The 26,758-nt window shown below is 73.1% G+C and carries 20 protein-coding genes; 15 read left to right on the top strand and 5 right to left on the bottom strand.

Features of this window, described 5'->3' with window-relative positions; translation table 11 throughout:
• The first annotated feature begins 59 nt into the window (after positions 1–59).
• A complete protein-coding gene (holA, locus tag OHA30_RS10235; protein WP_328913508.1) occupies positions 60–1,043 on the top strand; it encodes a DNA polymerase III subunit delta in 984 nt (327 codons plus the stop codon).
• Positions 1,044–1,694: 651 nt separating this feature from the next.
• On the opposite strand, the gene rpsT is transcribed toward holA, so the two are convergent.
• A complete protein-coding gene (gene rpsT / locus OHA30_RS10230) occupies positions 1,695–1,961 on the bottom strand; it encodes a 30S ribosomal protein S20 (protein ID WP_328913507.1) in 267 nt (88 codons plus the stop codon).
• Between the two features lie 349 nt (positions 1,962–2,310).
• On the opposite strand from rpsT, the gene lepA reads away from it, so the two are divergent.
• The 6 genes from lepA to sigJ all read left to right on the top strand — a co-directional run bounded on the left by lepA (position 2,311) and on the right by sigJ (position 11,695).
• A complete protein-coding gene (gene lepA, locus OHA30_RS10225; protein ID WP_328913506.1) occupies positions 2,311–4,176 on the top strand; it encodes a translation elongation factor 4 in 1,866 nt (621 codons plus the stop codon).
• 231 nt (positions 4,177–4,407) lie between these two features.
• Positions 4,408–6,291, top strand: coding sequence for an AMP-dependent synthetase/ligase (locus OHA30_RS10220; protein WP_328913505.1), 1,884 nt, complete (start codon positions 4,408–4,410; stop codon positions 6,289–6,291).
• A 126-nt stretch (positions 6,292–6,417) separates the two neighbouring features.
• The gene (locus OHA30_RS10215) at positions 6,418–8,343 is read left to right on the top strand and encodes a SpoIIE family protein phosphatase (RefSeq protein WP_405785628.1); all 1,926 of its coding nucleotides are present in this window, start codon (positions 6,418–6,420) and stop codon (positions 8,341–8,343) included.
• A gap of 93 nt (positions 8,344–8,436) precedes the next feature.
• Positions 8,437–9,669 (top strand): radical SAM family heme chaperone HemW, encoded by a 1,233-nt coding sequence (hemW, locus tag OHA30_RS10210; protein WP_328913504.1) that lies wholly within the window; start codon positions 8,437–8,439, stop codon positions 9,667–9,669.
• 101 nt (positions 9,670–9,770) lie between these two features.
• The gene (locus tag OHA30_RS10205; RefSeq protein ID WP_328913503.1) at positions 9,771–10,694 is read left to right on the top strand and encodes an NAD-dependent epimerase/dehydratase family protein; all 924 of its coding nucleotides are present in this window, start codon (positions 9,771–9,773) and stop codon (positions 10,692–10,694) included.
• Positions 10,695–10,858: 164 nt separating this feature from the next.
• Positions 10,859–11,695 (top strand): RNA polymerase sigma factor SigJ, encoded by an 837-nt coding sequence (gene sigJ, locus OHA30_RS10200; protein WP_405786123.1) that lies wholly within the window; start codon positions 10,859–10,861, stop codon positions 11,693–11,695.
• On the opposite strand, the gene OHA30_RS10195 is transcribed toward sigJ, so the two are convergent.
• Complete coding sequence (locus tag OHA30_RS10195) at positions 11,679–12,512, bottom strand: DUF3097 domain-containing protein (protein ID WP_328913502.1); 834 nt, start codon at positions 12,510–12,512, stop codon at positions 11,679–11,681. The genes sigJ and OHA30_RS10195 overlap by 17 nt on opposite strands.
• Positions 12,513–12,534: 22 nt before the next feature.
• On the bottom strand, positions 12,535–13,233 hold the full coding sequence (locus OHA30_RS10190; protein ID WP_328917800.1) for an MBL fold metallo-hydrolase: 699 nt from the start codon (positions 13,231–13,233) through the stop codon (positions 12,535–12,537).
• Between the two features lie 228 nt (positions 13,234–13,461).
• On the opposite strand from OHA30_RS10190, the gene hrcA reads away from it, so the two are divergent.
• From hrcA to OHA30_RS10150, 8 genes are all read left to right on the top strand, one after another.
• Complete coding sequence (gene hrcA / locus OHA30_RS10185) at positions 13,462–14,478, top strand: heat-inducible transcriptional repressor HrcA (RefSeq protein ID WP_328913501.1); 1,017 nt, start codon at positions 13,462–13,464, stop codon at positions 14,476–14,478.
• Positions 14,479–15,615, top strand: a complete 1,137-nt coding sequence (dnaJ, locus tag OHA30_RS10180; RefSeq protein ID WP_328913500.1) for a molecular chaperone DnaJ — start codon at positions 14,479–14,481, stop codon at positions 15,613–15,615.
• Positions 15,616–16,204: 589 nt separating this feature from the next.
• A complete protein-coding gene (locus tag OHA30_RS10175; RefSeq protein WP_328913499.1) occupies positions 16,205–17,269 on the top strand; it encodes a nitronate monooxygenase in 1,065 nt (354 codons plus the stop codon).
• Entirely contained in the window at positions 17,266–18,009 is a 744-nt protein-coding gene (locus tag OHA30_RS10170; protein ID WP_328913498.1) for a 16S rRNA (uracil(1498)-N(3))-methyltransferase, read from the top strand. Before OHA30_RS10175 ends, OHA30_RS10170 begins: the two co-directional genes overlap by 4 nt.
• Positions 18,010–18,683: 674 nt before the next feature.
• Positions 18,684–19,076 carry a hypothetical protein gene (locus OHA30_RS10165; RefSeq protein WP_328913497.1) on the top strand — a complete coding sequence of 131 codons (393 nt, stop codon included), beginning with the start codon at positions 18,684–18,686 and terminating at the stop codon, positions 19,074–19,076.
• 145 nt (positions 19,077–19,221) lie between these two features.
• Positions 19,222–22,434 carry a S41 family peptidase gene (locus OHA30_RS10160; protein WP_328917799.1) on the top strand — a complete coding sequence of 1,071 codons (3,213 nt, stop codon included), beginning with the start codon at positions 19,222–19,224 and terminating at the stop codon, positions 22,432–22,434.
• Positions 22,435–22,480: 46 nt separating this feature from the next.
• The gene (locus tag OHA30_RS10155) at positions 22,481–23,632 is read left to right on the top strand and encodes a transcriptional regulator (protein WP_328913496.1); all 1,152 of its coding nucleotides are present in this window, start codon (positions 22,481–22,483) and stop codon (positions 23,630–23,632) included.
• A 422-nt stretch (positions 23,633–24,054) separates the two neighbouring features.
• Positions 24,055–24,681 (top strand): HAD-IA family hydrolase, encoded by a 627-nt coding sequence (locus OHA30_RS10150; protein ID WP_328913495.1) that lies wholly within the window; start codon positions 24,055–24,057, stop codon positions 24,679–24,681.
• Positions 24,682–25,116: 435 nt separating this feature from the next.
• Here the strand turns inward: OHA30_RS10150 and OHA30_RS10145 are convergent, their stop codons facing one another.
• Together OHA30_RS10145 and OHA30_RS10140 are read right to left on the bottom strand one after the other, a co-directional pair.
• Positions 25,117–25,836, bottom strand: coding sequence for a hypothetical protein (locus OHA30_RS10145; protein ID WP_328913494.1), 720 nt, complete (start codon positions 25,834–25,836; stop codon positions 25,117–25,119).
• A gap of 89 nt (positions 25,837–25,925) precedes the next feature.
• Positions 25,926–26,732 (bottom strand): hypothetical protein, encoded by an 807-nt coding sequence (locus OHA30_RS10140; RefSeq protein ID WP_328913493.1) that lies wholly within the window; start codon positions 26,730–26,732, stop codon positions 25,926–25,928.
• Positions 26,733–26,758 lie beyond the last annotated feature (26 nt).

Here is a 26,758-nt window from a genome sequence, read left to right as displayed (position 1 = left end):
TGTGCCCGATCGCGCCCGGCGGTCGGGACTGTCCGACCCCCGTGGGATGCTGGACGGCGATGGCCAGGAAGACCGCTTCAGACGACCTGCTCGCTCCGCTCACCCTCGCCGTGGGCCAGGAGGACCTGCTGCTCGACCGCGCGGTGCGCGAGGTGGTGACCGCCGCCCGCGCCGCCGACGCGGACACGGACGTGCGCGATCTCGCGTCCGACGCGCTTCAGCCCGGCACACTGGCCGAGCTGACCAGCCCCTCGCTCTTCGAGGAGCGCAAGGTCATCGTGGTGCGCAACGCGCAGGACCTGTCGGCGGACACCGTCAAGGACGTCAAGGCGTATCTGGCCGCGCCCCTGCCGGAGATCATGCTCGTGCTGCTGCACGCGGGCGGCGCCAAGGGCAAGGGGCTGCTCGACGCCGCCCGCAAGGCCGGTGCCCGCGAGGTGGCCTGCCCGAAGATGACCAAGCCGGCCGACCGGCTGGCCTTCGTACGGCAGGAGTTCCGGGCTCTCGGCAGGTCCGCGACGCCCGAGGCGACCCAGGCGCTGGTCGACTCCATCGGCAGCGATCTGCGCGAGCTGGCCAGCGCCTGCGCCCAGTTGACCGCCGACGTGGAGGGCACCATCGATGTAGCGGTGGTCGCCCGCTACTACACCGGGCGCGCGGAGGCCACCGGCTTCGAGGTCGCCGACTTCGCGGTCACCGGGCGTACGGCCGAGGCGCTGGAACGGCTGCGCTGGGCGCTGTCCATCGGCCAGTCCGCGCCCGGCATCACCTTCGCGCTGGCCTCCGGGGTGCGCGCCATCGGCAAGCTCGCGTCCGCGCGCGGCGGCAACCCCGGCCAGCTCGCCCGTGACCTCGGTATGCCCCCCTGGAAGATCGACCGGGTCAGGCAGCAGATGCGCGGCTGGACCGCGGACGGTGTCTCGGCCGCGCTGAGGGCCGTCGCCGAGGCCGACGCGGCGGTCAAGGGCGGCGGCGCGGACCCGGCCTACGCCCTGGAGAAGGCCGTCGTCGCCGTCTCCCAGGCGTCCCGCGCCCGCGGCTGAACGCCACCACCACCACCTCGCCCCCCGGCCGCAGCCCCGAACGCCTACCGGCCCGCACCCGGCCGTACACCTGACAGTGCCCCGCCCCGCGACCCGCCGCCGCTCGGCCTACCTCAGCTTCGCCGGCGTCCCCTTCGTCACCACAGCACGGCCCGCCGGGCTCCGCCCCGGCCCGGGGCCCCGGGAGGTGTGGCAGGCGCGTCGTACCCCTGTGGCTGCCCGTGGGGCCGGCCCCGCGTGGACGGGTGGTGCTGCGGCGGCAGTGGCGTGCCGTAGCCGTCGGCGGGTGGTGGTGAACCGGGTTGCCCGGAGGGGGAGTTCGGATACGAGGAGCGGGCCGGCTGCTCCGGCGGCGTCGACATGCCGTGACGGTAACGGCCCCGGCGCACCCCGCACCCCCCGGAAAGCGCCCCGGGAAGCCCCCGGACGTCCCCCGCACCCCCCGCCGGAGGCGGACAGCACACTGCCCGCCCGGGACACCCGGGCGGGCAGTGAAAGCGCTCGATGCGCCGCAGGCACGTGGCGAACGTCCGCGTGCGGCGCGCTGACCCGGGCGGTGCCGGTCCGGGCGGTAGAGGGGCCGCTGAGTCCGGTTTCCGGCGATGCCTCAGGTCGTGAGGCAGGTCGTGCGGGTCCTGCGGAGAAGGGTGATCAGCCCTGGAGCGCGGAGACCGAGGAGGCGATGGCCGACTTCTTGTTGGCGGCCTGGTTCTTGTGGATGACGCCCTTGCTGACGGCCTTGTCGAGCTTCTTGGCGGCCAGGCGGGCGGCGGCGGTGGCCTTCTCGGCGTCACCGGCGGCCACGGCCTCACGGGTGCGACGGATCGCGGTCTTCAGCTCGGACTTGACGGCCTTGTTGCGCAGGCGCGCCTTCTCGTTGGTCTTGTTCCGCTTGATCTGGGACTTGATGTTCGCCACGAAAGAGCCTTCTCAGGTTCGATGCATCCGAGATGTCCGGATGTGTCCGATGGAACGCGGATCCCACCGTGACCGGCGGGACCTGCGGGGAGTGTCTCGGGTCAAAGGGCACGAGGCACAGCGGCCCAGGCTACCAGCAGGGCGCTGACCCTCCCAAACCGACCTCCGGCGCCTCCCAAACCGACGTCTGGCCCCTCCCAAACCGACGTCCGGCGCCGGGCCAGGGGACTCCGGCCCCCGGCCATGGGACTATGGAGGCTACGTATCGATCCGATCCAGCAGAGACCGGCGTCTCGCGACAGCCAGAGACCGGCGTCTCGCGACAGCCGCTCAAGAAAATGGACCCTGCGTGCCCGCGATCCCTTCCCACGTCCCGGACCCGAGCCGTACCGACCCGGCGCTGATCCGCAACTTCTGCATCATCGCCCATATCGACCACGGCAAGTCGACGCTCGCCGACCGGATGCTCCAGCTGACCGGTGTCGTCGACCAGCGGCAGATGCGCGCCCAGTACCTCGACCGGATGGACATCGAGCGTGAGCGCGGCATCACGATCAAGTCGCAGGCCGTCCGGCTGCCGTGGGCGCCCGTCACGGGCGAGCAGGTGGGCACGACCCACATCCTGAACATGATCGACACCCCGGGCCACGTGGACTTCACCTACGAGGTGTCCCGTTCGCTGGCCGCCTGCGAGGGTACGGTCCTGCTGGTCGACGCGGCGCAGGGGATCGAGGCCCAGACACTGGCCAACCTCTACCTGGCGATGGAGAACGACCTCACCATCATCCCGGTGCTCAACAAGATCGACCTGCCGGCCGCCCAGCCGGAGAAGTTCGCCGAGGAGCTGGCCAACCTCATCGGCTGCGACCCGGACGACGTGCTGCGGGTCTCCGCCAAGACCGGCATCGGCGTGGACGTCCTGCTCGACCGGGTGGTCCGACAGGTCCCGCCGCCGGTCGGAGTCGCCGACGCGCCCGCCCGCGCGATGATCTTCGACTCGGTCTACGACTCCTACCGCGGGGTCGTCACCTACGTCCGTGTCATCGACGGCCAGCTCAGCAAGCGCGAGCGCATCCGGATGATGTCGACCGGCGCCACCCACGAGCTGCTGGAGATCGGCGTCTCCTCCCCGGAGATGACGCCCGCCGACGGTCTGGGCGTCGGCGAGGTCGGTTATCTGATCACCGGAGTGAAGGACGTACGGCAGTCCAAGGTCGGTGACACCATCACCTCCCAGGCCGCGGGCGCGGTCGAGGCGCTCGGCGGGTACAAGGACCCCAAGCCGATGGTCTTCTCCGGCCTGTATCCGCTGGACGGCTCCGACTACCCCGAGCTGCGCGAGGCGCTGGACAAGCTCCAGCTCAACGACGCGGCGCTGGTCTACGAGCCCGAGACCTCCGCGGCCCTCGGCTTCGGCTTCCGCGTCGGCTTCCTCGGCCTGCTGCACCTGGACGTGATCCGCGAGCGCCTGGAGCGCGAGTTCGGCCTCGACCTGATCGCCACCGCGCCCAACGTGGTCTACCGGGTGGTGATGGAGGACCGCGTCGAGCACGTGGTCACCAACCCCAGCGAGTTCCCCGAAGGCAAGATCGCCGAGGTGTACGAGCCGGTGGTGCGCGCCACCGTACTGGCCCCCACCGAGTTCATCGGCGCGATCATGGAGCTGTGCCAGAACCGGCGCGGCTCGCTGCTCGGCATGGACTACCTCTCCGAGGACCGGGTGGAGATCCGCTACACCCTGCCGCTGGCCGAGATCGTCTTCGACTTCTTCGACCAGCTCAAGTCCAAGACCCGCGGCTACGCCTCGCTGGACTACGAGCCCACCGGGGAGCAGAGCGCCGACCTGGTCAAGGTCGACATCCTGCTGCACGGCGACAAGGTGGACGCCTTCTCGGCGATCACCCACAAGGACAAGGCGTACGCCTACGGGGTCCGGCTGGTGGCCACGCTGCGCAAGCTGATCCCGCGGCAGAACTTCGAGGTGCCCATCCAGGCGGCGATCGGCGCCCGGGTGATCGCCCGCGAGACCGTGCGCGCCATCCGCAAGGACGTCCTCGCCAAGTGCTACGGCGGTGACATCTCGCGCAAGCGCAAGCTGCTGGAGAAGCAGAAGGAAGGCAAGAAGCGGATGAAGATGGTCGGCAGCGTGGAGGTGCCGCAGGAGGCCTTCATCGCCGTGCTGTCCACGGACTCCGAGGGCGAGAAGAAGAAGTAGGCCCCCGGGCGGGCGCCGGCACACGGCGCCCGCCCCGGCCCGCACGGCGCCCGCCCCGGCCTGTGCCCCAAGGACGACCCCGGCCGGGCACCCGCACCCGTCCCCGCCAGGCACGCTCTCGGGGCAAACCGCCCGCCTGACCCTCTTACGCGCCGGGCGTCGGCCCTCTACCCTGATCCGACGGACAGGTTACTGGTGAGTTAAGAAAATCGAGCGGGCCCGGAGGTTGTCGTGACCGACACACAGACGTTGATCGAGACCCGGCCGCCCTCCGTGGCCACGCTCTTCCTGGAGCGGGTCGAGGCGACGCCCGAGGCGGAGGCGTACCGCTTCCCGGTCCCGGCCGCGGACGGCGAGGGCCCCGAGGAGTGGCGGACGCTCAACTGGCGCGAGGCCGCCGGCCGGGTCTTCGCGATCGCGGCCGGTCTGATGGACCTCGGTGTACGCCCCGAGGAGCGCGTGGCCATCGCCGCCGGCACCTCCGTCGACTGGATCCTCGCCGACCTCGGGGTGATGTGCGCGGGCGCGGCCACCACGACCGTCTACCCGAGCACCAACGTCGCCGAGACCGCCTTCATCCTCGCCGACTCCGGCAGCCGGGTGCTCTTCGCCGAGAACGCGGCGCAGCTCGCCAAGGCCCGTGAGCAGCGCGCCGAACTGCCCGAACTCGTCCATGTCGTGGTCTTCGAGGCGGCCGACGCCACGGACACCGACGGCGACGGCTGGGTGCTCTCGCTCGCCGACCTGGAGAAGCGCGGCGCCGCCTATCTGGAACAGCACCCTTCCGCCGTGACCGACGCGGTGGCCGTGCTCGACCGGCACCAGCTGGCCACCCTCATCTACACCTCCGGCACCACCGGCCGGCCCAAGGGCGTACGGCTGTCGCACGACGCCTGGTCGTACATGGCCCGGGCCATCGTGGCGATCGACCTGCTCAACGAGAACGACATGCAGTACCTGTGGCTGCCGCTCGCCCATGTCTTCGGCAAGGTGCTCACCGCCGGGCACATCGCGGTCGGCCACGACATGGCGGTGGACGGCCGGGTCGACAAGATCATCGAGAATCTGCCGGTCGTCCGGCCGACCTACATGGCGGCCGTGCCCCGGATCTTCGAGAAGGTCTACAACGGCGTCGCCGCCCGGGCCCGCGCGGGCGGCCCGGCGAAGTACAAGATCTTCCTGTGGGCGGCCGAGGTCGCCCGTGAGTACGCCAAGGCCACCCAGAACAGCATGCGGCTGACCGGCACCCGTTCCGCGCCGCTGGCGCTGCGCACCAAGCACGCGCTGGCCGACAAGCTCGTCTACGCCAAGCTGCGCGAGGCGTTCGGCGGCCGGCTGCGCGCGGCCGTCTCCGGGTCCGCCGCGCTCGCCCCCGAGATCGGCTACTTCTTCTCCGGCGCCGGCATCCACATCCTGGAGGGCTACGGCCTGACCGAGTCCAGCGCGGCCAGCTTCGTCAACCCCGGCGAGCTGTACCGCACGGGCACGGTCGGCAAGGCCCTGCCCGGACTTGAGGTGCGGATCGCCGAGGACGGCGAGATCCTGCTGCGCGGCCCCGGCATCATGATGGGCTACCACGGGCTGCCCGAGCAGACCGCCGAGGTGCTGGAGCCCGACGGGTGGTTCCACACCGGGGACATCGGCGAGCTGTCCCCCGACGGCTTCCTGAGGATCACCGACCGCAAGAAGGACCTGATCAAGACCTCCAGCGGCAAGTACATCGCCCCGGCCGAGGTCGAGGGCCGGTTCAAGGCGGTCTGCCCGTACGTCAGCAACGTGCTGGTCGTCGGCGGCGGCCGCAACTTCTGTACGGCGCTGCTCTCCCTCGACGAGCCCTCGATCCTCGGCTGGGCCAAGGAGAACGGCCTCGGTGGCCGCGGCTACGCCGAGGTCGTTGCCACCGAGCAGGTCGGGGAACTGATCGACGGCTATGTGCGGACCGTCAACGAGGGCCTGCAACGCTGGCAGCAGATCCGGCAGTTCCGGGTCCTGCCGCGCGACCTGGACGTGGAGCACGGCGACCTCACCCCGAGCCTGAAGCTCAAGCGGCCGGTGGTGGAGCGCGCGTTCGCCGACCTCATCGACGACATGTACGCGGGCGCCCGGGAGGCGTGACCGGGCGGTCCGGGCCGCCCGGGGTGGCGCGAACCGGCCGCCGAGGAGCGCTCAGCCGCCCGTGGGCGCCGGACTGTAGCGGATCACGCCCGCGCGGGAGGCAGAACGCGGCTTTCCGGACCCGGAATGAGCGAACCGTCATCACGCAGCGCACCCGGGCCGGATCGCTCTGTCACGCTGAGGCATGTGAAGCTGATTTCACCCCGGTCCCGTCAAGGGGAGGCCACGGCGGCCCGGGGGCGCCCCGAGTACGTGGCCGGGACCCGGCTGCCGGGCGACGAGCCGGCCGCCGGCGCGGCCCGCAGATTTCTGCGCGCGGCCCTCGCCGAATGGGCCGGGTACGGGACCGAGGTCACCGACCGCGTCGCCGACGACGGCACCCTGCTGCTCAGCGAGCTGGTCACCAACGCCGTCGTGCACGCGGGCACCACCGTCGACGTACAGCTGCGCATCGACACCCTCGAACCGCCGTCCGCGCTGGTCATCGAAGTCACCGACCACCACCCCGCGCGCGTGCTGCGCCCCGACGACTCCCCGCCGTGCGAGGGCAGCGAGGGCGGGCGCGGGCTGCATCTGGTCGCCGCGCTCTCCGACGCCTGGGGGATCACCTACCGCCGCGACCGCAAGACGGTGTGGTGCCGTATCGACCTCACCGACGCCGGGACCGACCCGGACAGCGGCGACGGCGGCCCGGGCGACGGGACCTGCCCCGAGGCGGCCGGCGCCGGGCTGCTGGCCCCGACGCCGCCCGCCCCGGCCCGCCGCGCCGACGCCGACTGGATCAGCCGCGGCTCGCTCACCTTCCTCGCCGAGGCGTCCGATCTGCTCGCGGGCCAGCTCGACGAGGACAATGTCGTCTCGCTGGCCGCCCAGCTGCTCGTGCCGCGGCTCGCCGACTGGTGCGCGGTCTGGCTGTACCCGTCCGGCGCCGCCGCCCCCCGTCTCGCGCACGTCTGGCACAGCGCGGAGCACCGTATCGACACCCTGCGGACGGTGCTGGAGAAGTCGCCGCCCGCCCCTGTGCCGGGTGCCGGCGCCGAACGGCAGCCCTGGCCCACGTTTCAGGGCGCCGCCTGCGATCAGGGCGGCGCCCTCGCCGTGCCGCTGACCGTCGGCGGCCGCTGTCACGGCATCCTGCTGCTGGGCCGGGCCGGGCCGCTCGGCCTGCCCGCAGAGACCACCGGCCTGATCGAGGACTTCGCCCGCCGGGTCGCGCTGGCCCTGAGCACCGCCCGGCAGTACGCCCGCCAGGCCAGGATCAGCACGGTCCTGCAACGCGGCCTGCTGCCGCCCGCCACCGGCCGTATCCCCGGCGTGGCGCACGCGATCGTCTACGAGCCCGCGGCCGGCGACTGGGTCGGCGGCGACTTCTACGACCTCTTCCCCGCGGGCGACGGCCGCTGGTGCTTCGCCCTCGGCGACGTCTGCGGCAAGGGCCCGGAGGCCGCCTCCCTCACGGGACTCGCCCGCCCGGTGCTGCGGCTGCTCGCCCGCGAGGGCCGTACCGTCCCCGAGGTGCTCGACCGCCTCAACCGGGCGCTCGCCGACGAGGCCGCCGCCGCGCTGATCGGCGAGACCGCCGTCTGGGAGGGCGGCCAGGCCCGCTTCCTCTCGCTGCTCTACGGCGAGATCGTTCCGTACGCCAAGGGGCCGCACGCCGAAGGGCCGTACGCCGACGGCCCCGCGCGGGGCGCCCGGTGCACGCTCGCCTCCGCCGGGCACCCCCTGCCGCTCGTGCTGCGCCCCGACGGCACGGTACGGCCGGCCGCCACCCCGCAGCTGCTGCTCGGCATCTCCGACGACGCCCGGTACACCGGCGAGAGCTTCGACCTGTCGCCCGGCGACACCCTGCTGTGCGTCACCGACGGCGTCACCGAGCGCCGCCGTGGGTCCCGCCAGTTCGACGACGAGGACGGCCTGGCGGCCGTCCTGGGCGGCTGTACGGGCCTGGACGCGGCCGGGATCGCCGAACGCGTCCGGCAGGCCGTGCACGACTACGACGCGGCGCCGCCCGCAGACGACCTGGCGCTGCTCGTGCTCCAGGCCAGGTGACCGACCGGGCGAGGTCCGGGCCTGACGACCGCCGGTCCGGACAGTGGCCGCCGTCCAGCCGGGTGCCGCGCGCGGTGCCGGATACTGGGGTGTATGCCTTCCGTACTTCCCGACGGTGAACCCGTCCCCGCGGACGGCGCCCTGCCGCCGCACGCCCTGGACGGGGCCGCCGGCCGTCCGCTCGGCTTCTACCTGCACGTTCCCTACTGCGCCAGCCGCTGCGGCTACTGCGACTTCAACACCTACACCGCGAGCGAACTGCGCGGCTCCGGCGGCGCCCTGGCCTCCCGGGACAACTACGCGGACGTGCTGATCGAGGAGGTTCGGCTCGCCCGCAAGGTGCTCGGCGACGACCCCCGGCAGGTCGAGACGGTCTTCGTCGGCGGCGGCACCCCCACGCTGCTGCCCGCGGCCGACCTCGCGCGGATGCTCGGCGCGATCCGCGAGGAGTTCGGGCTGGCGCCGGGCGCGGAGATCACCACGGAGGCCAACCCGGAGTCCGTCGACCCCGCCTACCTCGCCGCCCTGCGGGCCGGCGGCTTCAACCGGGTGTCCTTCGGCATGCAGAGCGCCCGGAAGCACGTGCTGCGCGTCCTGGACCGCAACCACACCCCCGGGCGCCCCGAGGCATGCGTCGCCGAGGCCCGCGCGGCCGGTTTCGCGCACGTCAACCTCGATCTGATCTACGGCACCCCGGGGGAGTCCGACGACGACTGGCGGGCCTCCCTCGACGCCGCGATCGGGGCGGAACCGGACCATGTGTCGGCCTACGCGCTGATCGTGGAGGAGGGTACGGGGCTGGCCCGGCGGATCAGGCGCGGAGAGGTGCCGATGACCGACGACGACGAGCACGCCGACCGTTACCTCATCGCGGACGAGCGGCTGGCCGGCGCCGGTTTCTCCTGGTACGAGGTGTCGAACTGGGCGACGACCGGGGCCGCCCGGTGCCGGCACAACGAGCTGTACTGGACCGGCGCGGACTGGTGGGGCGCGGGCCCCGGCGCCCACAGCCACGTCGGCGGGGTGCGCTGGTGGAACGTCAAGCACCCCGGCGCGTACGCCCAGGCGCTGGCCGAGGGACGGACCCCGGGCGCGGGCCGGGAACTCCTCACGTCCGAGGACCGCAGGGTCGAGCGGATCCTGCTGGAGCTGCGGCTGTCGGCGGGCTGCCCGCTGGAACTGCTCGCCGAGCCGGGCGCCCGCGCCGCCGCCCGCGCGGTAAGGGACGGCCTGCTGGAGCCCGGTCCTTACGCGGCCGGACGGGCGGTTCTCACCCTGCGCGGGAGGCTGCTGGCCGACGCGGTCGTCCGCGACCTGGTCGACTGACGGGGGCGTGACCGGCTTCACACCGTAACCGCGTGATGCCGGAGGGGGTTGACCTGTCCTATGGGCGACCACCCGAACAGGAAACAAAGGAGCGGCGGCACATGAGGATTCTGCTGGCAGGCGGAAGCGGAGTGCTGGGGCGCCACGCCACCAAGGCGCTGACGGCGGCGGGACACGAGGTCACGGACCTGGGCCGGGGCCCGTCGCACGCGCTGCGCGTGGATCTGCTGGACCGCGAGGCGCTGCTGCGCGCGGTGGACGGCCACGCCTTCGACGTGGTGGTGCACGCCGCCACCGCGCTGGGCGGCAAGTCCATGGCCCGCCACCGTGACATGGCCCCCACCAACGTGCTGCGGGTGGACGGCACCGCGAACCTGCTGGCCGCCGCCCGCGCGACCGGCGCCCGCCGCTTCGTCGTGGAGTCGATGATGTTCGGCTACGGATACGGCGACCACGGCCCGGACCTGATCACCGAGGAGGGCACCCCGTACGGCCCCAGGAGCACGGACTCCCGGCAGGAGCGGCATGTCGGCGCGATGCGCTCCCTGGAGGCGCAGGCGTTCGAGGCGGAAGGCGTCGAAGCGGTCTCCCTGCGCTTCGGGCTCTTCTACGGCGCCGCGGTGACCGACACCTACGTGGTGCCGCTGCTGCGCAAGCGTGCCCTGCCCGTGGTGGCCGAGCGCGGCCGGGCGCTGTCGTGGGTCGAGGCCCGGGACGCGGGCCGGGCCGTGCTGCTGGCCGCCGAACACGGCCGTGCCGGGCAGGCGTACAACATCGTCGACGACACCCCGCTCGGCTGGGCCACCCACTTCCGGGCGGTCGCCGAGGCGTACGGCACACCGCGGCCGCCGACCGTACCGCTGTGGCTGCTCAGGGCCGCCCCGCTGGCGCACACCCTGATGACGACGGATCTGCGGCTGTCCAACGCCAAGGCCCGCGCGGAGCTGGACTGGGCGCCCGCCAGTGCGAGCAGCACGGACGGTGTGCGCCGGCTGGCCGACAGCCGCGCCGAGCAGGCCGCGTGACGCCCGTGACCGGCACGCGGCCGCACACCGACCCCGCCGCCGGCCCGGACCTCGACCCCGCCGCCGGCTTGGACCCCGACCCCGGTACCGGTGAGCGGGCCGTCGCCGACCCCGCCGCCGAGTTCCTGTCCCACCGCGATCTGCTCTTCGGCGTCGCCTACCGGATGCTCGGCAGCGTCGCCGACGCCGAGGACGTGGTCCAGGACGCCTGGCTGGCCTGGAGCGCGGCCGACCGCGCCGCTGTCCGCGCGCCGCGCGCCTATCTGGTCCGCACGGTCACCAATCTGTCGCTCAACCGCCTCACCAGCGCCCGCGCCACCCGCGAGACGTACATCGGCCCCTGGCTGCCCGAGCCGCTGCTGACCGCGCCGGAGACCGCCGAGACCGAGGAGGCCGCGGAGACCGCCGACACGGTCTCCACGGCGATGCTGGTGGTGCTGGAGACGCTGGCCCCGGTCGAGCGGGCGGTCTTCATGCTGCACGAGGTCTTCGGCTACTCGCACGCCGAGATCGCCGTGGTGCTGGACCGCACCGAGCCCGCCGTACGCCAGATCGCCTACCGGGCCCGCGCGCACATGCGGGCCCGCCGCCCCCGCTTCGACACCGACCCGGCCCGCCGCCACGAGGTGACCTCGCTCTTCCTCGACGCCTGCGCGGGCGGCGACCTCAACGCGGTCATGGAACTGCTCGCCCCCGACGTGACCGCCTGGTCCGACGGCGGCGGCAAGGTCACCGCGGCCCGCCGCCCGCTCCTGGGCGCCTCGGCGACCGCCCGCTGGCTGCTCGGCGTGCTGGGCAAGCTCCACCGCGACGGCTACGAGGTCCACCCGGAGCCCGCGCACATCAACGGCGAGCTCAACATCCTGTGGACCTCGGCCGGCCACCCGGTCGGGGTGCTGTCGTACGACCTCGCCGACGGCGTCATCAGCGGACTGCGGCTCCAGGTCAACCCCGACAAGCTGAGCGGTCTGCGGGCCGCTCCCGTCACTCCGGAGCCGTGACGAAGTCGATCAGGTGCTCCACGGCCCCCAGCAGCTCGGGCCGGAGGTCCTTGTAGGTGCGGACCGACGCGAGGATGCGCTGCCACGCCTCGCCCGTGCTCAGGTGCCCCCAGCCCAGGGCCCGGCAGACGCCCGTCTTCCAGTCCTGGCCGCGGGGCACCACCGGCCATGCCGCGATGCCCACCGAGGACGGCTTCACGGCCTCCCACACGTCGACGAACGGGTGTCCGACGACCAGTACGTCGGGGCCGCTCACCGCGTCCGCGATCCGGGACTCCTTGGAGCCCGGGACCAGATGGTCGACCAGCACCCCGAGCCGGGCGCCGGGCGCGGCCGCGAAGTCCTCGACGATGGCGGCGAGATCGTCCACGCCCTCCAGGTACTCCACGGCGACGCCCTCGATCCGCAGGTCGTGGCCCCAGACCCGTTCGACGAGTTCGGCGTCGTGCCGGCCCTCGACGTAGATCCGCCCGGCCCGCGCCACCCGCGCCTTCGCGCCCGGCACCGCGAGCGAGCCCGACGCGGACAGCAGCGGACCGCGCGGCCCCGGCGGGCCCTGCGGGCGGACCAGCGTGACCGGCTTCCCGTCGATCAGGAAGCCGCGCGGCGCCATCGGGAAGACCCGCAGCTTGCCGAACCGGTCCTCCAGCGTGACCGTCAGCCCCTCCGCGGTCTTCTCCACCCGCACCACGGCCCCGCAGAACCCCGTGTCCGCCTCCTCGACCACCAGGTCGGGCTCCGCGGCCACTTCCGGCACCGGGGTGCCCCCCTTCTTCCACGGGGGCGTCAGATCCGGGTCGTAACTCCTGCTGCGCATGAGGGCGATCGTAGCGACGCGGCTACGCCGTACCCCCGAAACGGGCCGTCAGCGCGTCCCGCTGGGCCCGGACGAAGCGCGCGTCCACCACCGCGCCGTGGCCCGGCACATAGCGGGCGGTCTCCCCGCCGAGGGCGAGCAGCGCGTCCAGTGTGCCGGGCCAGCGGGCCGGCACCGCCTCCTCGTCGGCCTGCGGTTCGCCGGACTCCTCGACCAGGTCGCCGCAGAAGACCACCGCGGGGTCGCTGTCGGTCGCGCCCGGCACGTACACCACCAGGTCGTGCCCGGTGTGCCCCTCGCCCGGGTGCACCAGCCGCACCGGGCGGTCGCCGAGGTCGAGCGCCAGCTCCCCGAGCACCGTACGGGTCGGCAGGACCAGGGTCCGCGCCGCCTCGGCCGCCTCCCGCGGATCGGTGCCGTACCGCACGGCCGCCGTGCTCATCGTGTCCCGCCCGCGGCGCAGGAAGCCGTCCAGCGCCGTGTGCCCGTACACCTCGGCGCCCGGGAAGGCGGACGTGCCGCCGACATGGTCGAAGTGGCCGTGGGTGAGCACCACATGGGTCACCGCGCGCCCGGTCAGCGCCTCGACCTGTCCGCGCAGCTCCGCGCCCTCCCGCGGGGTGGAACCGGTGTCGATCAGCAGCACCGCGTCCGCGCCCACGACCAGGCCGATCGTCACGTCGAGATGCGGCAGCCGGCGCCGGGCCACCCCGATCGCCACGTGCTCCCAGACCGAGCCGCCGGCGCCCGGCTCCTCCGTGTTTGCCGCCGTGTTTTCCGCGGGTTCCTCAGATTCCACGAGCCGACGCTATCGCCGTGCCCCATTCGTACGGGAGCCGGTCTTGCCGACCCCTTGCCGCCTCGCCGTACACTGGCTGCGGGAAAGCTGGCACTCGAAATAGTGGAGTGCCAGGCGAGGCGATCGAGGTCCCACGGCAGGAGGTGCGCGATGCTGAGCGAACGCAGGCTTGAGGTGCTGCGTGCCATCGTCCAGGACTATGTCGGCACCGAGGAGCCGGTCGGGTCCAAGGCGCTCACCGAGCGCCATCAGCTCGGTGTCTCCCCGGCCACCGTGCGCAACGACATGGCCGTGCTGGAGGACGAGGGCTATATCGCCCAACCCCACACCAGCGCCGGCCGTATCCCCACCGACAAGGGCTACCGGCTCTTCGTCGACAAGCTGGCGGGCGTCAAACCGCTGTCCTCCGCCGAGCGCCGCGCGATCCAGAACTTCCTGGAGGGCGCGGTCGACCTCGACGACGTGGTGGCCCGTACGGTACGGCTGCTCGCCCAGGTCACCCGGCAGGTCGCGGTCGTGCAGTACCCGTCGCTGACCCGTTCCTCGGTCCGCCATGTGGAACTGCTCCCGCTCGCGCCCGCCCGTGTCATGCTCATCCTGATCACCGACACCGGCCGGGTCGAGCAGCGGCTGATCGACTGCCCGGGGCCGGTCGGCGAGATCGTGCTCGCGGATCTGCGGGCCCGGCTCAACAGCCGGGTCATCGGCCGCCGTTTCGCCGATGTGCCGCCGCTGGTGCAGGATCTTCCGGAGAGTTTCGACCCGGACGACCGGCCGGCCGTCGCCGGTGTGCTCGCCACCCTCCTGGAAACCCTCGTCGAGGAGAAGGAGGAGCGGATCATGCTGGGCGGCGCGGCGAATCTGACCAGGTTCCACCACGACTTCCCGCTGACGATCCGGCCGGTGCTCGAAGCACTCGAGGAGCAGATGGTGCTCCTCAAACTCCTCGGCGAGACCGAGGACTCCACCATGACCGTACGGATCGGTCATGAGAACTTTCACGAGGGCCTGAACTCCACCTCAGTGGTGGCGGTCGGCTACGGTTCGGGCGACGAGGCAGTCGCCAAACTCGGCGTGGTCGGACCGACCCGCATGGACTACCCCGGAACGATGGGAGCGGTACGCGCAGTGGCACGTTACGTCGGACAGATCCTGGCGGAGTCGTAGGTGGCCACGGACTACTACGCCGTACTCGGCGTGCGCCGCGACGCGGGCCCGGACGAGATCAAGAAGGCGTTCCGCCGACTCGCCCGCGAGTTGCACCCGGACGTCAACCCGGACCCCAAGACGCAGGAGCGCTTCAAGGAGATCAACGCCGCGTACGAGGTGCTCTCCGACCCGCAGAAGAAGCAGGTCTACGACCTCGGCGGCGATCCGCTCTCCTCCACCGGCGGTGGCGGCGGCGCGGGCTTCGGCGGCGCGGGCTTCGGCAACTTCAGCGACATCATGGACGCGTTCTTCGGGCAGTCCCAGCAGCGCGGGCCGCGGTCGCGGACCCGGCGCGGCCAGGACGCGATGATCCGGCTGGAGATCGAGCTGGACGAGGCCGCCTTCGGCACGACCAAGGACCTCCAGGTCGACACGGCCGTGACCTGCGGCACCTGCAACGGGGAGGGTGCCGCGCCCGGCACCTCCGCGCAGACCTGTGACATGTGCCGCGGCCGCGGTGAGGTCTCGCAGGTCACCCGGTCCTTCCTGGGCCAGGTCATGACGTCGCGGCCGTGCCCGCAGTGCCAGGGTTTCGGCACGGTCGTGCCCACGCCGTGCCCGGAGTGCGCGGGTGACGGGCGGGTCAGGTCCCGCCGGACGCTCACCGTCAAGATCCCCGCGGGGGTCGACAACGGCACGCGGATCCAGCTCGCGGGCGAGGGCGAGGTCGGGCCCGGCGGCGGGCCGGCCGGTGATCTCTACGTCGAGATCCGCGAGGTGCCGCACCCGGTCTTCCAGCGGCGGGGTGACGACCTGCACTGCACGGTCACCATCCCGATGACGGCGGCCTCGCTCGGCACGAAGTGCCCGCTGGAGACGCTGGACGGGCTGGAGGAGATCGACATCAGGCCGGGCACGCAGTCCGGGCAGTCGATCCCGCTGCATCAGCGGGGCATCACGCATCTGCGCGGGGGCGGGCGCGGGGATCTCGTCGTGCACGTCGAGGTCGTGACGCCGCACAAGCTGGATGCGGAGCAGGAGGATCTGATGCGGAGGCTTGCGCAGTTGCGGGGGGAGGAGCGGCCCACGGGGCAGTTCGCCCCCGGGCAGCAGGGGCTCTTCTCCCGCCTCAAGGACGCGTTCAACGGCCGCTGATCCGTTCCACGGCGGGGAGTTCGGCGACGGCGCCGGCGCGGGGCCCGGTGTCCCGGGTGCGGGTCGGTTGGGCGCCGCCGGGCTGCGGCGTTTCGCTTCCCGCCGTTGCGGCGGGTTTGAAGGGGGGCGCCCTTCGTCCCCGGCGCGGGGGTGGTGGGGGCCGTGCGGCCCCCTCTTTCCGCCGCGACGGTGCTCAGCCACGGCAGCGTGGTCCGGCGGTGCCGTTCCGGGCGGGGCCCGGTGTTCCGCGTGCCGTGCGGGGCGGTTGGGCGCCGTCGGGCTGCGGCGTCCAGCGTCTCGCCGTTGCGGCGGTTCAAAGGAGCGCCCCTTGCCCTGCCCCGGCGCGGGGGTGGTGGGGGCCGTGCGTCCCCCTCTTTCCGCCGCGACGGTGCTCAGCCACGGCGGTGTGGTCCGGCGGTGCCGTGCGGGGCGGTTGGGCGCCGCCGGGCTGCGGCGTCCAGCGTCTCGCCGTTGCGGCGGGTTTGAAGGGGGTGCCCTTCGTCCCCGGCGCGGGGTTGCGGGGCGGACCCCGGCGTCCCGCCGGGTGGGGGCGCGAACTGTTCGTGGGGGCGCATGGCACGATGGCCGCATGCCCCCGCAAACCGCCCTCCCCTCCTTCTCGGCGTACCCGATCGTCCAGGCGCCGATGGCCGGCGGCCCGTCGAACCCGCGGCTCGCCGCCGCGGTCGGCGCGGCCGGGGGCCTCGGCTTCCTGGCCGCCGGGTACAAGACGTCCGAGGCGATGTACGAGGAGATCCGCCAGCTGCGCGACCTGAGCTCGCAGCCGTTCGGCGTGAACCTGTTCATGCCGCAGCCCGACACCGTCGACCCCTCCGCCGTCGCCGTGTACGCGGAACAGCTCGCCGGAGAGGCCGCCTGGTACGCCACCGCTCTCGGCGACCCCGACACGGGCGGCGACGACGGCTACGACGCCAAGGTCGCGATCCTCCTGGAGGACCCCGTCCCGGTGGTCAGCTTCACCTTCGGCTGCCCCGACCGCGCCGTGCTCGAAGCCTTCGCGAAGGCGGGCACGTACACCGTGGTCACCGTCACCTCGCCCGCCGAGGCGCTGGCCGCGCAGTGGGCGGGCGCCGACGCCGTGTGCGTCCAGGGCGTCGAGGCCGGCGGCCACCAGGGCACGCACCGCGACGACCCCGAACTCGACACCGCCGGCATCGGCCTGCTCGCCCTGATCCCGCAGGTCCGCGAGGCCGTCCACCTCCCGCTGATCGCCGCGGGCGGCCTGATGCGCGGCGGCCAGATCGCCGCGGTGCTCGCGGCGGGCGCGGACGCGGCGCAGCTCGGCACGGCGTTCGTGGCCTGCCCCGAGTCCGGCGCGCACCCCCTGCACAAGAAGGCGCTCACCGACCCCGTGTTCGGCCGTACCGCGCTCACCCGGGCCTTCTCCGGGCGCCCGGCCCGCGGCCTGGTCAACCGTTTCCTGCGCGAGCACGGCCCGTACGCCCCGCCCGGCTACCCGCAGATCCACCACCTGGCCGCGCCGCTGCGCAAGGCTTCGGCCGCGGCGGGCGACCCGCAGGGCATGGCCCTGTGGGCGGGCCAGGGCCATCGGCTGGCCCGTGAACTGTCCGCGGGCGCGCTCATGGAGACCCTTGTCGCCGAGTTCGACGCCGCCCGGGAGGCCCGCGCATGACCGCGCCCGTTTTCCTCGTCGAACCCGCCGTGCTGGACGGCTCGCCGTCCCGGCTGACGCTGTCCGGTTCTGAAGGTCGGCACGCGGTCTCCGTACGGCGGCTCCAGCCCGGCGAGGAGGTCGTCCTGACGGACGGGGAGGGGCGCGGCGCGTACGGGGTCGTCGCCTCGGTCACCGGCAAGGACGTACTGGACGTGGACGTCCGCACCCTGCGGGAGGAGGCCGAGCCCGCCGCCCGTATCACCGTCGTGCAGGCCCTGCCCAAGGGCGACCGGGGCGAGTTGGCCGTCGAGACGATGACGGAGGCGGGGGTCGACGCCGTCGTGCCGTGGGCGGCGGCGCGCTGTGTCACGCAGTGGCGGGGGGAGCGGGGGGCCAAGTCCCTGGGCAAGTGGCGTTCCACGGCCCGCGAGGCGGCCAAGCAGGCCCGGCGCCTGCGGTTCCCGTCCGTGGCGGAGGTGTTGACGACCCGTCAGGTCGCCGCGCTCCTCGCTGACGCGGACTTCGCGGGGGTCCTGCACGAGGAGGGCTCCGCCCCCCTGGCGACGGCCGAACTGCCATCGTTCGGCTCGGTCGTCCTGGTGGTCGGGCCGGAGGGCGGGGTCTCCCCGGACGAACTGGCCGCCTTCGCCGCCGCCGGAGCACCGGCCTACCGGCTGGGCCCGACGGTCCTGCGGACGTCCACGGCGGGAGTCGCCGCGGTCTCCCTACTGCTCGCCCGCACCGGCCGCTGGTCCTGACCACCCCGTCGAGACGGCCCGCCGGGGCGACAGCCCCCACCCCGTGCGCGCCGCCGGATGTCAGCCTGCGCGTGAAACGTCCGCTGGTCGTAAGTCCCATTCCTGCACCCGCCTCTGGGCGGCAGCCCTCGGCGCGGGCCTGCGGCCGGGTCTCAGCCCCCCCGCAGGCTGGCCGCTGGTCGTAGCCACCTCGTCGAGACCGGCCGTCGGGCGGCAGCGCCCACCCCGTGTGTGCCGCTGCCGGGTGTCAGCCGCGCGGATCGGCCGCCGGGCGTAAGTCCCGCGTCTGCGCCCGCTTCTGGGCGGCAGCCCCCGCGCGGGCCCGCGGCCGGGCCTCAGCCCTCGCGCGGGCCCGCCGCTGGTCGTAAGTCCCGTGCCTGCCTGCCGCCTGTGGGCGGCAGCCCCGCGCGGACCGTTCGCTGGTCGTAACCACCCCATGGGCACCCGCCGCCCGGCGGCAGCCCCGCGCGGGCCCGACGCCGGGCGTCAGTCCCTCGTCCGCCGGCCGCAGGCCACAACGCAGCGGCCGTCGCGCGTACTTCCGCGCGTACACCTGCCGCCGGCCGCAGGCCACAACGCGGTCCCTGGGGACGAGGGCGGCCGACACGTCCCTTAAGGGCGGGTCCGCCGTATGGGGGATGGACCCGGAACCCCCGCGCCCCCACCGTGGAAGCATGCGCCGAAACGTAAGCACTTGGCCCCATCTCGCCGCGGCCGCGGCCGTCTTAACCGTCCTCCTGGCCGCCACCGGGTGCGAACCCGCCGACGGCCTGGCCAGCAGCACCGTGTCCATCACCACCGACCAACTCGCCACCCACGCGCTGAAGAAGAACGACGTGGACGTCCAGTGGCTGTCGTGCAACGCCTCCACCGCCAAGAACGAGGCGAAGGTCGACTGCCTGGGCCGTACCAACGACCAGAAGAAGATCACCGTACGGGGGGAGGTGACCGAGCAGTGGGCCCAGACATGCGTCAGAGGCCATCTCACCGCGGTGGTCGGCGGCCGTACGGTCTTCGACGTACGGGGCCTGGGCAACTGCGGCAGCCGCACCACGTCGACGAGTTGATCGTGATTAGGTGGGCGCTGTGACGCACCCGACGCCGAAGCCCACGCCGAAGCCCGCGACGAAGTCCACGACGGGACACGACGCCACGACGCCGCGGTCCGGCGAGCCCTCGTATCTCAGAAGCCCTCATCCGCACGGCGACCTCATCGCCTTCACCGCTGAGGACGACGTGTGGGTGGCGCCGCTGGACGGCGGCCGGGCGTGGCGGGCCAGCGCGGACAACATGCCGGTGGGCCGGCCGAGAATCGCGCCCGACGGCGGGCTGATCGCGTGGACGTCGAGCCGTGACGGCGCCCCCGAGGTGCATGTCGCCCCCGTGCAGGGCGGCCCGTCCCGGCGCCTCACGTACTGGGGCAACGTCCGTACCGGTGTGCGGGCCTGGACCCCCGAGGGCGATCTCGTCGTCATCACCGCCGAGGGCGAGGCGTCGCTGCGCCGGACCTGGGCCCGGCGGCTGCCGCTGGACGGCGGGCCCGGCGAACGGCTCCCGTACGGCCCGGTCGGCGACCTCGCCTACGGCCCGGACGGCGCGGTGCTGCTCCAGACCGTGACGATGGGCCGCGAGGCCGCGTACTGGAAGGGGTACCGCGGCGGCACCGCGGGCAAGCTCTGGCTCGCGGCCGACGGCGAGCGCGCGGCGAGCGGTGAGTTCACCCGGGTGCACGCCGACCTCGACGGCAACATCGAGTGTCCGCTGTGGGTCGGCGGGCGGATCGCCTTCCTGTCCGACCACGAGGGCCAGGGCGCCCTGTACTCCAGCCTGCCCGACGGCACCGACCTGCGCCGGCACAGCCCGCTCGGCGAGTTCTACGCCCGGCAGGCCGCGACCGACGGCACCCGGGTCGCGTACGCCGCGGCGGGCCGTATCCACCTGCTGGACGACCTCGACGGCGCCGAGCCCCGGCCGATCGACATCGCGCTCGGCGGCCAGCGCGCCGACCTCCAGCCCCACCCGGTGCGCGCCGCCCACCACTTGGGCGACGCGCGGCCGGACCACACCGGCCGCGGCAGCGCCGTGGAGATCCGCGGCACCACGCACTGGGTGACCCACAGGGGAGGCCCGGCGCGGGCGCTGGCGGCCGAGCCCGGTGTACGCACCCGCCATCCGCGGGTCTTCGCCCAGGGCGGCGGCGACGGCGACCAGCAGGTCGTCTGGGTCACCGACGCCGGCGGCGACGACGCGCTGGAGGTCTCCCCGGCCACCGGACTGCCCGCGGGCACCGCCCCGCGCAGGCTCGCCGCGGGCCGGATCGGCCGGGTGCACGAGATCGAGGTCTCGCCCGACGGCCACCGGATCGCGGTCGCCTCGCACGACGGCCGGGTGCTGCTGGTCGAGACCCAGACCGGCGAGGTACGGGAAGTGGTGGCGGGCGACGCGGGCGACGCCACCGACCTCGCCTTCTCACCCGACTCGGCGTGGCTCGCCTGGTCCCACCCCGGCCCCGGCTCGCTGCGGCAGCTCAGGCTCGCCTCGACCGCCGACCTGACCGTCATCGACGCGACCCCGCTGCGCTTCAACGACTTCGCGCCCGCCTTCACCCTCGACGGCAAGCACCTGGCGTTCCTCTCCGAGCGCGCCTTCGACCCGGTGTACGACGCCCATGTCTTCGACCTGTCCTTCCCCAACGCCTGCCGCCCGTACCTGATCACGCTGGCCGCGACCACGCCCTCGCCCTTCGGGCCGCAGCGGCACGGGCGGCCGTACGACACGGACCACGACGAGCCGGACACCACGGCGGAGGAGAAGGAGAAGGCCGCCGAGGACGGCGACAAGAAGGGCGACCGGCCGCGTACGCCCGCCACCAAGGTGGACGCCGACGGGCTGGCCGACCGGATCGTGCCCTTCCCTGTCGAGGCCGGGCGCTACTCGGGGCTGCGCGCGGCCAAGGGCGGGGTGCTGTGGCTGCGCCACCCGCTGGTCGGCACCCTCGGCTCCTCGCTGGCCACGCCCGAGGCGCAGCCGCCGGGGACGGCCCTGGAGCGTTACGACCTGGGGCAGTTGCGCACCGAGGAGATCGCCGAGGACGCCGACGACTTCGCGGTGACCGGCGACGGCGCCAGGGTGCTGATCTCCGGCGGCGGACGGCTGCGGGTGGTGCCGGCCGACAGCAAGGCCGATGACGACTCGGACGGTTCGGTGTCGGTCGACCTGTCCCGTATCCGGGTGACCGTCCGGCCCGCGCGCGAGTGGCGGCAGATGTACGACGAGGCGCACCGCCTGGCCCGCGACAACTTCTGGCGCGCCGACATGGGCGGTCTGGACTGGGACGCGCTCGGCGAGCGCTACCGCCCGCTGCTCGACCGGATCGCCACGCACGACGACCTGGTCGATCTGATCTGGGAGCTGCACGGCGAACTGCGCACCTCGCACGCGTATGTCACCGCACCCGGAGGCTACCGCGACCCGCTGCACCGGCAGGGGCTGCTCGGCGCGGACCTCGCCCGCGCGGAGGACGGCAGTTGGCGGATCGCACGGGTGCTGCCCGGTGAGTCCTCCGACCCGCAGGCGCGCTCCCCGCTGGCCGCGCCGGGCGTGGCGGTCCGCGCCGGGGACACGCTGCTCGCGGTCGACGGCCACCCGGTGGACCCGGTGACCGGTCCTGGACCGCTGCTGGTCGGTACGGCGGGCAAGCCGGTGGAGCTGACGGTGGCGCCCGCGGCGGGCGGTCCCGTACGGCATGTCGTCGCGGTGCCGGTGGCCGACGAGGAGCCGCTGCGCTACCACGACTGGGTGGCCGGGCGCCGGGCCCATGTGCACGAGGCGTCCGGCGGGCGGCTGGGCTATCTGCACGTGCCGGACATGGTCAGCAGCGGCTGGGCCCAGCTCCACCGCGACCTGCGGGTCGAGGTCGCCCGCGAGGGCCTGGTCGTGGACGTGCGGGAGAACCGCGGCGGGCACACCTCGCAGCTCGTCGTGGAGAAGCTGGCCCGCCGGGTGATCGGCTGGGACCTGCCGCGCGGCGGACGGCCGTTCAGCTATCCGCAGGACGCGCCGCGCGGGCCGGTGGTCGCGGTCGCCAACGAGTTCTCCGGCTCGGACGGGGACATCGTCAACGGGGCGATCCGCGCGCTCGGCATCGGCCCGGTGGTCGGCACGCGCACCTGGGGCGGGGTCATCGGGATCGACAACCGGTACCACCTGGTGGACGGGACGGCGGTCACGCAGCCGAAGTACGCGATGTGGATGGAGGGGGTGGGGTGGGGCGTGGAGAACCACGGCGTCGATCCGGACGTCGAGGTGCCGCACGGCCCGGCCGACTGGGCGGCCGGCCGCGACCCCCAGCTGGACACGGCGATCGCCCTGGCCCTCTCCGCCCTGGCCTCCTCCCCGGCGAAGACCCCGCCTTCCCTCCCCTGACGCGGCGCAGCGGCGGGGGCCCGCCCGCTGGTTTGACCCTGAGAACTTGAAGCGCTGGGAGACCGAGCGCCGCTTACCGATCCCCGCCCGGCACGCGCTGTTGGCCCAGGCGTACGGCATGTCGGTCGAGGAGATCACCCAGGCGGTGCGGGTGAGCAGGCAACTGCGGAGGCTTCAGCGTCTGGCCGGGGCGGATTCGGGAGAGGAGGGCACGGAGGTGGATCGGCGAAGGTTCCTGGGCGTGGCGGCTGTTGCGGCGACGGGTGCGGTTGCGCTGCCGGGGATCGCTGAGGCGCGGCAGGGGATCGACGCGGCGCTGTCCGGGTCCGATGCCGGTGATCTCGCGTATCTCGACGGGGCGTTCGAGCGGCATCGCGGTGGCTATCGTGGTCGTCCACCGACTGTTGTCCTGGCGCAGATGCGCGGTGACCTCGATCTGCTGCGGGACGTGCTCAGCCGTCCCCATGCTGCCGGGGTGCGGGCGGACTTGGCCCGTACGGCGGCCGGGATCACGGGGCTGGTGGCGATCATCCAGCATGACCGCAGTGACCAGCGCGACTCGCACGGTTGGTTCACCACCGCCCAGCAGGCGGCCCGTGAGTCCGGTGACCGGCAGATGCTGGCCTGGGCGCTGGCCCGGCACGCGATGGTCCCCCTCAACTACGGCGCCCCGGAGGCGGCGGCCGACCTCGCCACCCGGGCCCGCGCCGAGGCCGGCCAGACCCCCTCGGCCGCAGCGGCCCTCGCCGCTGCCGTCACCGCCCGGGCTCTCGCGTCAACGGGCGACCAGCAGGGCGCACTTCGAGCGGTCGCCGACGCCCGTCTCATCGCGGAACACCTGGACGGTACTCAGGCCGCCGACACATGGTTCGGTTACCCGCAACAGAAGCACCACGTCCACCTGTCCCAGGCGTTCACCCTCCTGGGCCGCACCCGCGAGGCTTACGCCGAGCAGGAAGCCGCGCTCGCCCTCACCCGCTCGCCATCCGTCATGACCCGCGCCCTGCTGGAGATGGACGCCGCGACCTGCCTGAACGCGGACGGCGACCCGACCGCGGCAGCCGACAAGGCGGTCGGCGTCTGGGAGCGGCTGCCGGAGGCGTACCGCGACGGACTCGTCCGGTCCCGGGCCGAAACCCTGCACCAGTCGCTTCCCGGCGCCGCCCACGCGAGGCTCGGCCAGGCGCTCGCGAGCTGACGCCCGAGTCGCATGTCGCTCTCACGGAAGGCGAAGACGGCCTGCACTTGTTCCAGCGGCTGCTCGTCTGCGGTGATTTCTACGGACGATCTCACCGCGGGCGCCGGGGCTTGTCAGCCTCGGCCAGCGTGACTTGGGGCGGAGGCTGCGGCGTCCTCGTGTGTCCCGAGCGAAGAGATGCAGCGCCGAGGACCGTAGTCGCGCTGCCTCGACCGCCGGGTTGGGGGCGGGCGGTGTACCGGCGTCCACCGCTGCCTGGTACTCGTCCACGGGCACGTCCCCGTCCGGCCGCGTGGCCGCCAAGACAGTCGTGCTCGTCCTGGCCCGGGAAGGCGAGAGCATCCGGCCGGCGGCTACCATCCGTGGCGAAGCGTGCCCGCGTACCCACCCCGGGGGTGAGTCACATGCGTAAGGAGCCAGTCATGGCCTACCGCGGCCTGATCCTCGACTTCGGGGGCGTCCTCACCATCCGGATGCGGCTCAACGGCGAAGCCTTCGAGCGCAGCGAGGGCCTGGTCCCCGGCACCTACTTCCACGCACTGGACGAGCATCCGGACGGGGTGGCGATCTACAAGGCACTGGAGGTCGGCGAAGCCACCCAGGAACAGTGGAACCAGGTCATCGGCGGCATCCTCCGCATCGACCCCACGGACCTGATGCGACGCGCCCTGGCGAACCTCCCCCTGGAACCCCGCATGGTCGACGCCGCACGCCGCGCCCGCGCCGCCGGCATCAAGGTCGCCATGCTCTCCAACAGCTTCGGCCTGACCCCCTACAACCCCTACCAGGCACTCGGGATGTGGGACGGGGAATGGGACGCGATCGTGCTGTCCGAGCAGATCGGCGTACGCAAACCCGATCCCGGCATCTACCAGCACACCCTTGAACAGCTACAACTACCGGGCGAAGACTGCGTGTTCGTCGACGACCACGCGATCAACCTGCCACCCGCCGAAGCCCTGGGCATCCACACCATCCACCACACCGACGCCACCGAGACGGTGACGCAACTGGACACGCTGCTCAACTGCGCCACGCCGGCCACCTGATCATCTGCGCCGCCCACCCCCGAGAAGGACCACAGACCCGCCCAGTGGCCAACGGGCGAAGCGCTCCGGAGAAGGGCTCCGGAGCGCGCGGCGGCAGCGGCGACGCGCTCGGTCGCTCGTCGGCGCTGGCGCGATGCTTGGGTTCAAGTGGATGGACGTCGGCTTCGACCCTCCCCTGACGCGGCGCGCGGCGGGCACGCGGCGGCTCGCCCGCTGTTTCTTCCGCTCCTTCCGCTGCGGCGGTGCTCAACCATGGCGGTGTGGCCCGGCGGTGCCGAGCCGGGGGCAACTGCTCGTCCGGGAGTTCGGATATACGTTGGGTGTTCGGCCAACAGCGGACGGTGCGCTCAGCCGGGAGGCTGTCGCCGGGTGATCTGTCGTTCTCGTGAACTCGCACCAATCGGAGAGCCATGGCCGGCCCCCGGGGCTTGCTGGTCAGGTGATCGTCACTCGTCCACGGGTGGTTGCCTTGGCGAGTTCGTTGTCGAGGTCGATGACGGTTACTTGGTTGAGTTGGATGGCGTATTGGGCGCCGAGGAAGTAGTGGCGTTGGGGGTGGTTGAAGGGGATGATCGCCGGTTTCGCGGCGGTGCCGTTGGGGGTGCGGGCGGGGGTGAGGGTGAGGCCGGTGATGGTGTAGGGGGTGCCGAGCATTCCGACCAGGCGGGGTGCGGCGACGCGCATGGCGACGAAGGTGTTGCGTCGGAGGTGGGGGCACAGGTCGATGGCGGTTTTGGCGTGGCGCAGGCAGACGGGCGGCTGGAACGTCCGCATCCCCTCCAACCGGGCCGCCTCGGCACGGCCTTTGGGGCCGAGAACATCGATGAAGAGAATGCCCAGTTCGTTGCGGCTGGGCTGTTCCTTGCAGACGTGGCACAGCATGTCGGAGGCGCATTCGCGCTGCCGGGCGGGGTGAACCTGTTTCCAGTGGGGTTTGCCGGTGGGCCAGTTGGTGGGGTTGCGGGTTTGGGTGACGCGGGCGTAAAGGATTCCGCTGGGGTCGCGGTCGTCGTCCTGCTCGTCGGCGTAGCACAGTCCCAGGCCGTTGCGGAACGGTCGCAGGGCCAGCGAGCGGTCGGAGACGTCGTGCTCGTTCTCGCGCAGGGTGATGAAGGGAACGGGGGTCGCGCCGGGCAGTCGGTGGCTGGAGGTCACTGGAGTGGGGTCTTCCTGGCGGTGGCGGTGGGGTGGGGTGTTGGCGGGCGGAGGAGCGCAGATCCGGTCCTCCGCCCGCTGTGTGTGCGCTATGCGGCGGTGCGGGTGAGGTGGTCGGTCAGGCGCGCGATGTGGGGGAGGGGGAGGCCGTGCAGGAGGATGGCGGCTTCCTCGCTGCAGCGGGGGCAGTACGGGGTGTAGGTGGCGTTGACGTCGCCGCCGCCGGTGACGGCTTTCACCGCGTCGGTGATCCGTGCGGCCAGTTCCTCGCACCCCTGGGGGTCGTCGGAGTAGTCGGGGCCGTTTCCGGTCTCGCCGGTCAGCAGGCGCAGGAGGGTGCCGGCGTCGGGTACGTCGATGGAGCCGAAGACCACGGTGCCGGCCTCGGTGGTGACCTGTTCGGCGTTGAGGCCGTGGGCGACCAGGACGAAGCGCAGGTCGTCGGCGGCCAGGTGCAGGCGGGTGTGGCCGGTGGTGATCAGGTCGGCCAGGCGGGACACGGTGGTGTGGTCGGCCTCGCCCAGGGGGTAGCGGGGTCCGTCGGGCCCGGTGCGGGGTGTGCCGGGGTTCAGTTCCAGACCGACCGCACGTGCGGCCTCCCGCAGCCGCTGACCGGCACTCCCGGTGGAGGGCGGGGTGACGGGCACCGGCGTGGCGTGCCGGGCGGCGACGATGAGGTCGCCCAGCGCTCTCACGGTCGTCTCGTCCGCCTCCCCCAGTAGGATGCGCCCGCCGTCCGGGGAACGGTCGGACTCCTGGGGCGACAGGTGCAGGCCGGCGGTACGGGCCACGGTCAACAGCCGCACCCGCGCCCGCACACCGGTGTGGGGCGCTGCGAGGGCGGCGGTACTACCGCCATGAGAAAGAGCTGACGGGGTGTGATGAAGCGGGTGCATGGTCGTTCCTCCGTTTGGGATGGGGA

The sequence above is a fragment of the Streptomyces sp. NBC_00223 genome, from assembly GCF_036199905.1.
GTDB lineage: Bacteria > Actinomycetota > Actinomycetes > Streptomycetales > Streptomycetaceae > Actinacidiphila.
Note: the sequence above shows the minus strand (reverse complement) of the source record. Positions and strands in the feature narration are given on the sequence as shown.

Excerpts from the sequence above, each read along its gene's own strand:
- OHA30_RS10195 (WP_328913502.1), bottom strand. The coding sequence starts at position 12,512 with ATGCGCAGCAGGAGTTACGACCCGGATCTGACGCCCCCGTGGAAGAAG.
- OHA30_RS10170 (WP_328913498.1), top strand. The coding sequence starts at position 17,266 with ATGACCGCGCCCGTTTTCCTCGTCGAACCCGCCGTGCTGGACGGCTCG.
- OHA30_RS10215 (WP_405785628.1), top strand. The coding sequence starts at position 6,418 with ATGAGCGAACCGTCATCACGCAGCGCACCCGGGCCGGATCGCTCTGTC.
- hemW (WP_328913504.1), top strand. The coding sequence starts at position 8,437 with ATGCCTTCCGTACTTCCCGACGGTGAACCCGTCCCCGCGGACGGCGCC.
- holA (WP_328913508.1), top strand. The coding sequence starts at position 60 with ATGGCCAGGAAGACCGCTTCAGACGACCTGCTCGCTCCGCTCACCCTC.
- hrcA (WP_328913501.1), top strand. The coding sequence starts at position 13,462 with ATGCTGAGCGAACGCAGGCTTGAGGTGCTGCGTGCCATCGTCCAGGAC.
- OHA30_RS10140 (WP_328913493.1), bottom strand. The coding sequence starts at position 26,732 with ATGCACCCGCTTCATCACACCCCGTCAGCTCTTTCTCATGGCGGTAGT.
- OHA30_RS10205 (WP_328913503.1), top strand. The coding sequence starts at position 9,771 with ATGAGGATTCTGCTGGCAGGCGGAAGCGGAGTGCTGGGGCGCCACGCC.
- OHA30_RS10175 (WP_328913499.1), top strand. The coding sequence starts at position 16,205 with ATGCCCCCGCAAACCGCCCTCCCCTCCTTCTCGGCGTACCCGATCGTC.
- sigJ (WP_405786123.1), top strand. The coding sequence starts at position 10,859 with ATGCTCGGCAGCGTCGCCGACGCCGAGGACGTGGTCCAGGACGCCTGG.
- OHA30_RS10150 (WP_328913495.1), top strand. The coding sequence starts at position 24,055 with ATGGCCTACCGCGGCCTGATCCTCGACTTCGGGGGCGTCCTCACCATC.
- OHA30_RS10165 (WP_328913497.1), top strand. The coding sequence starts at position 18,684 with ATGCGCCGAAACGTAAGCACTTGGCCCCATCTCGCCGCGGCCGCGGCC.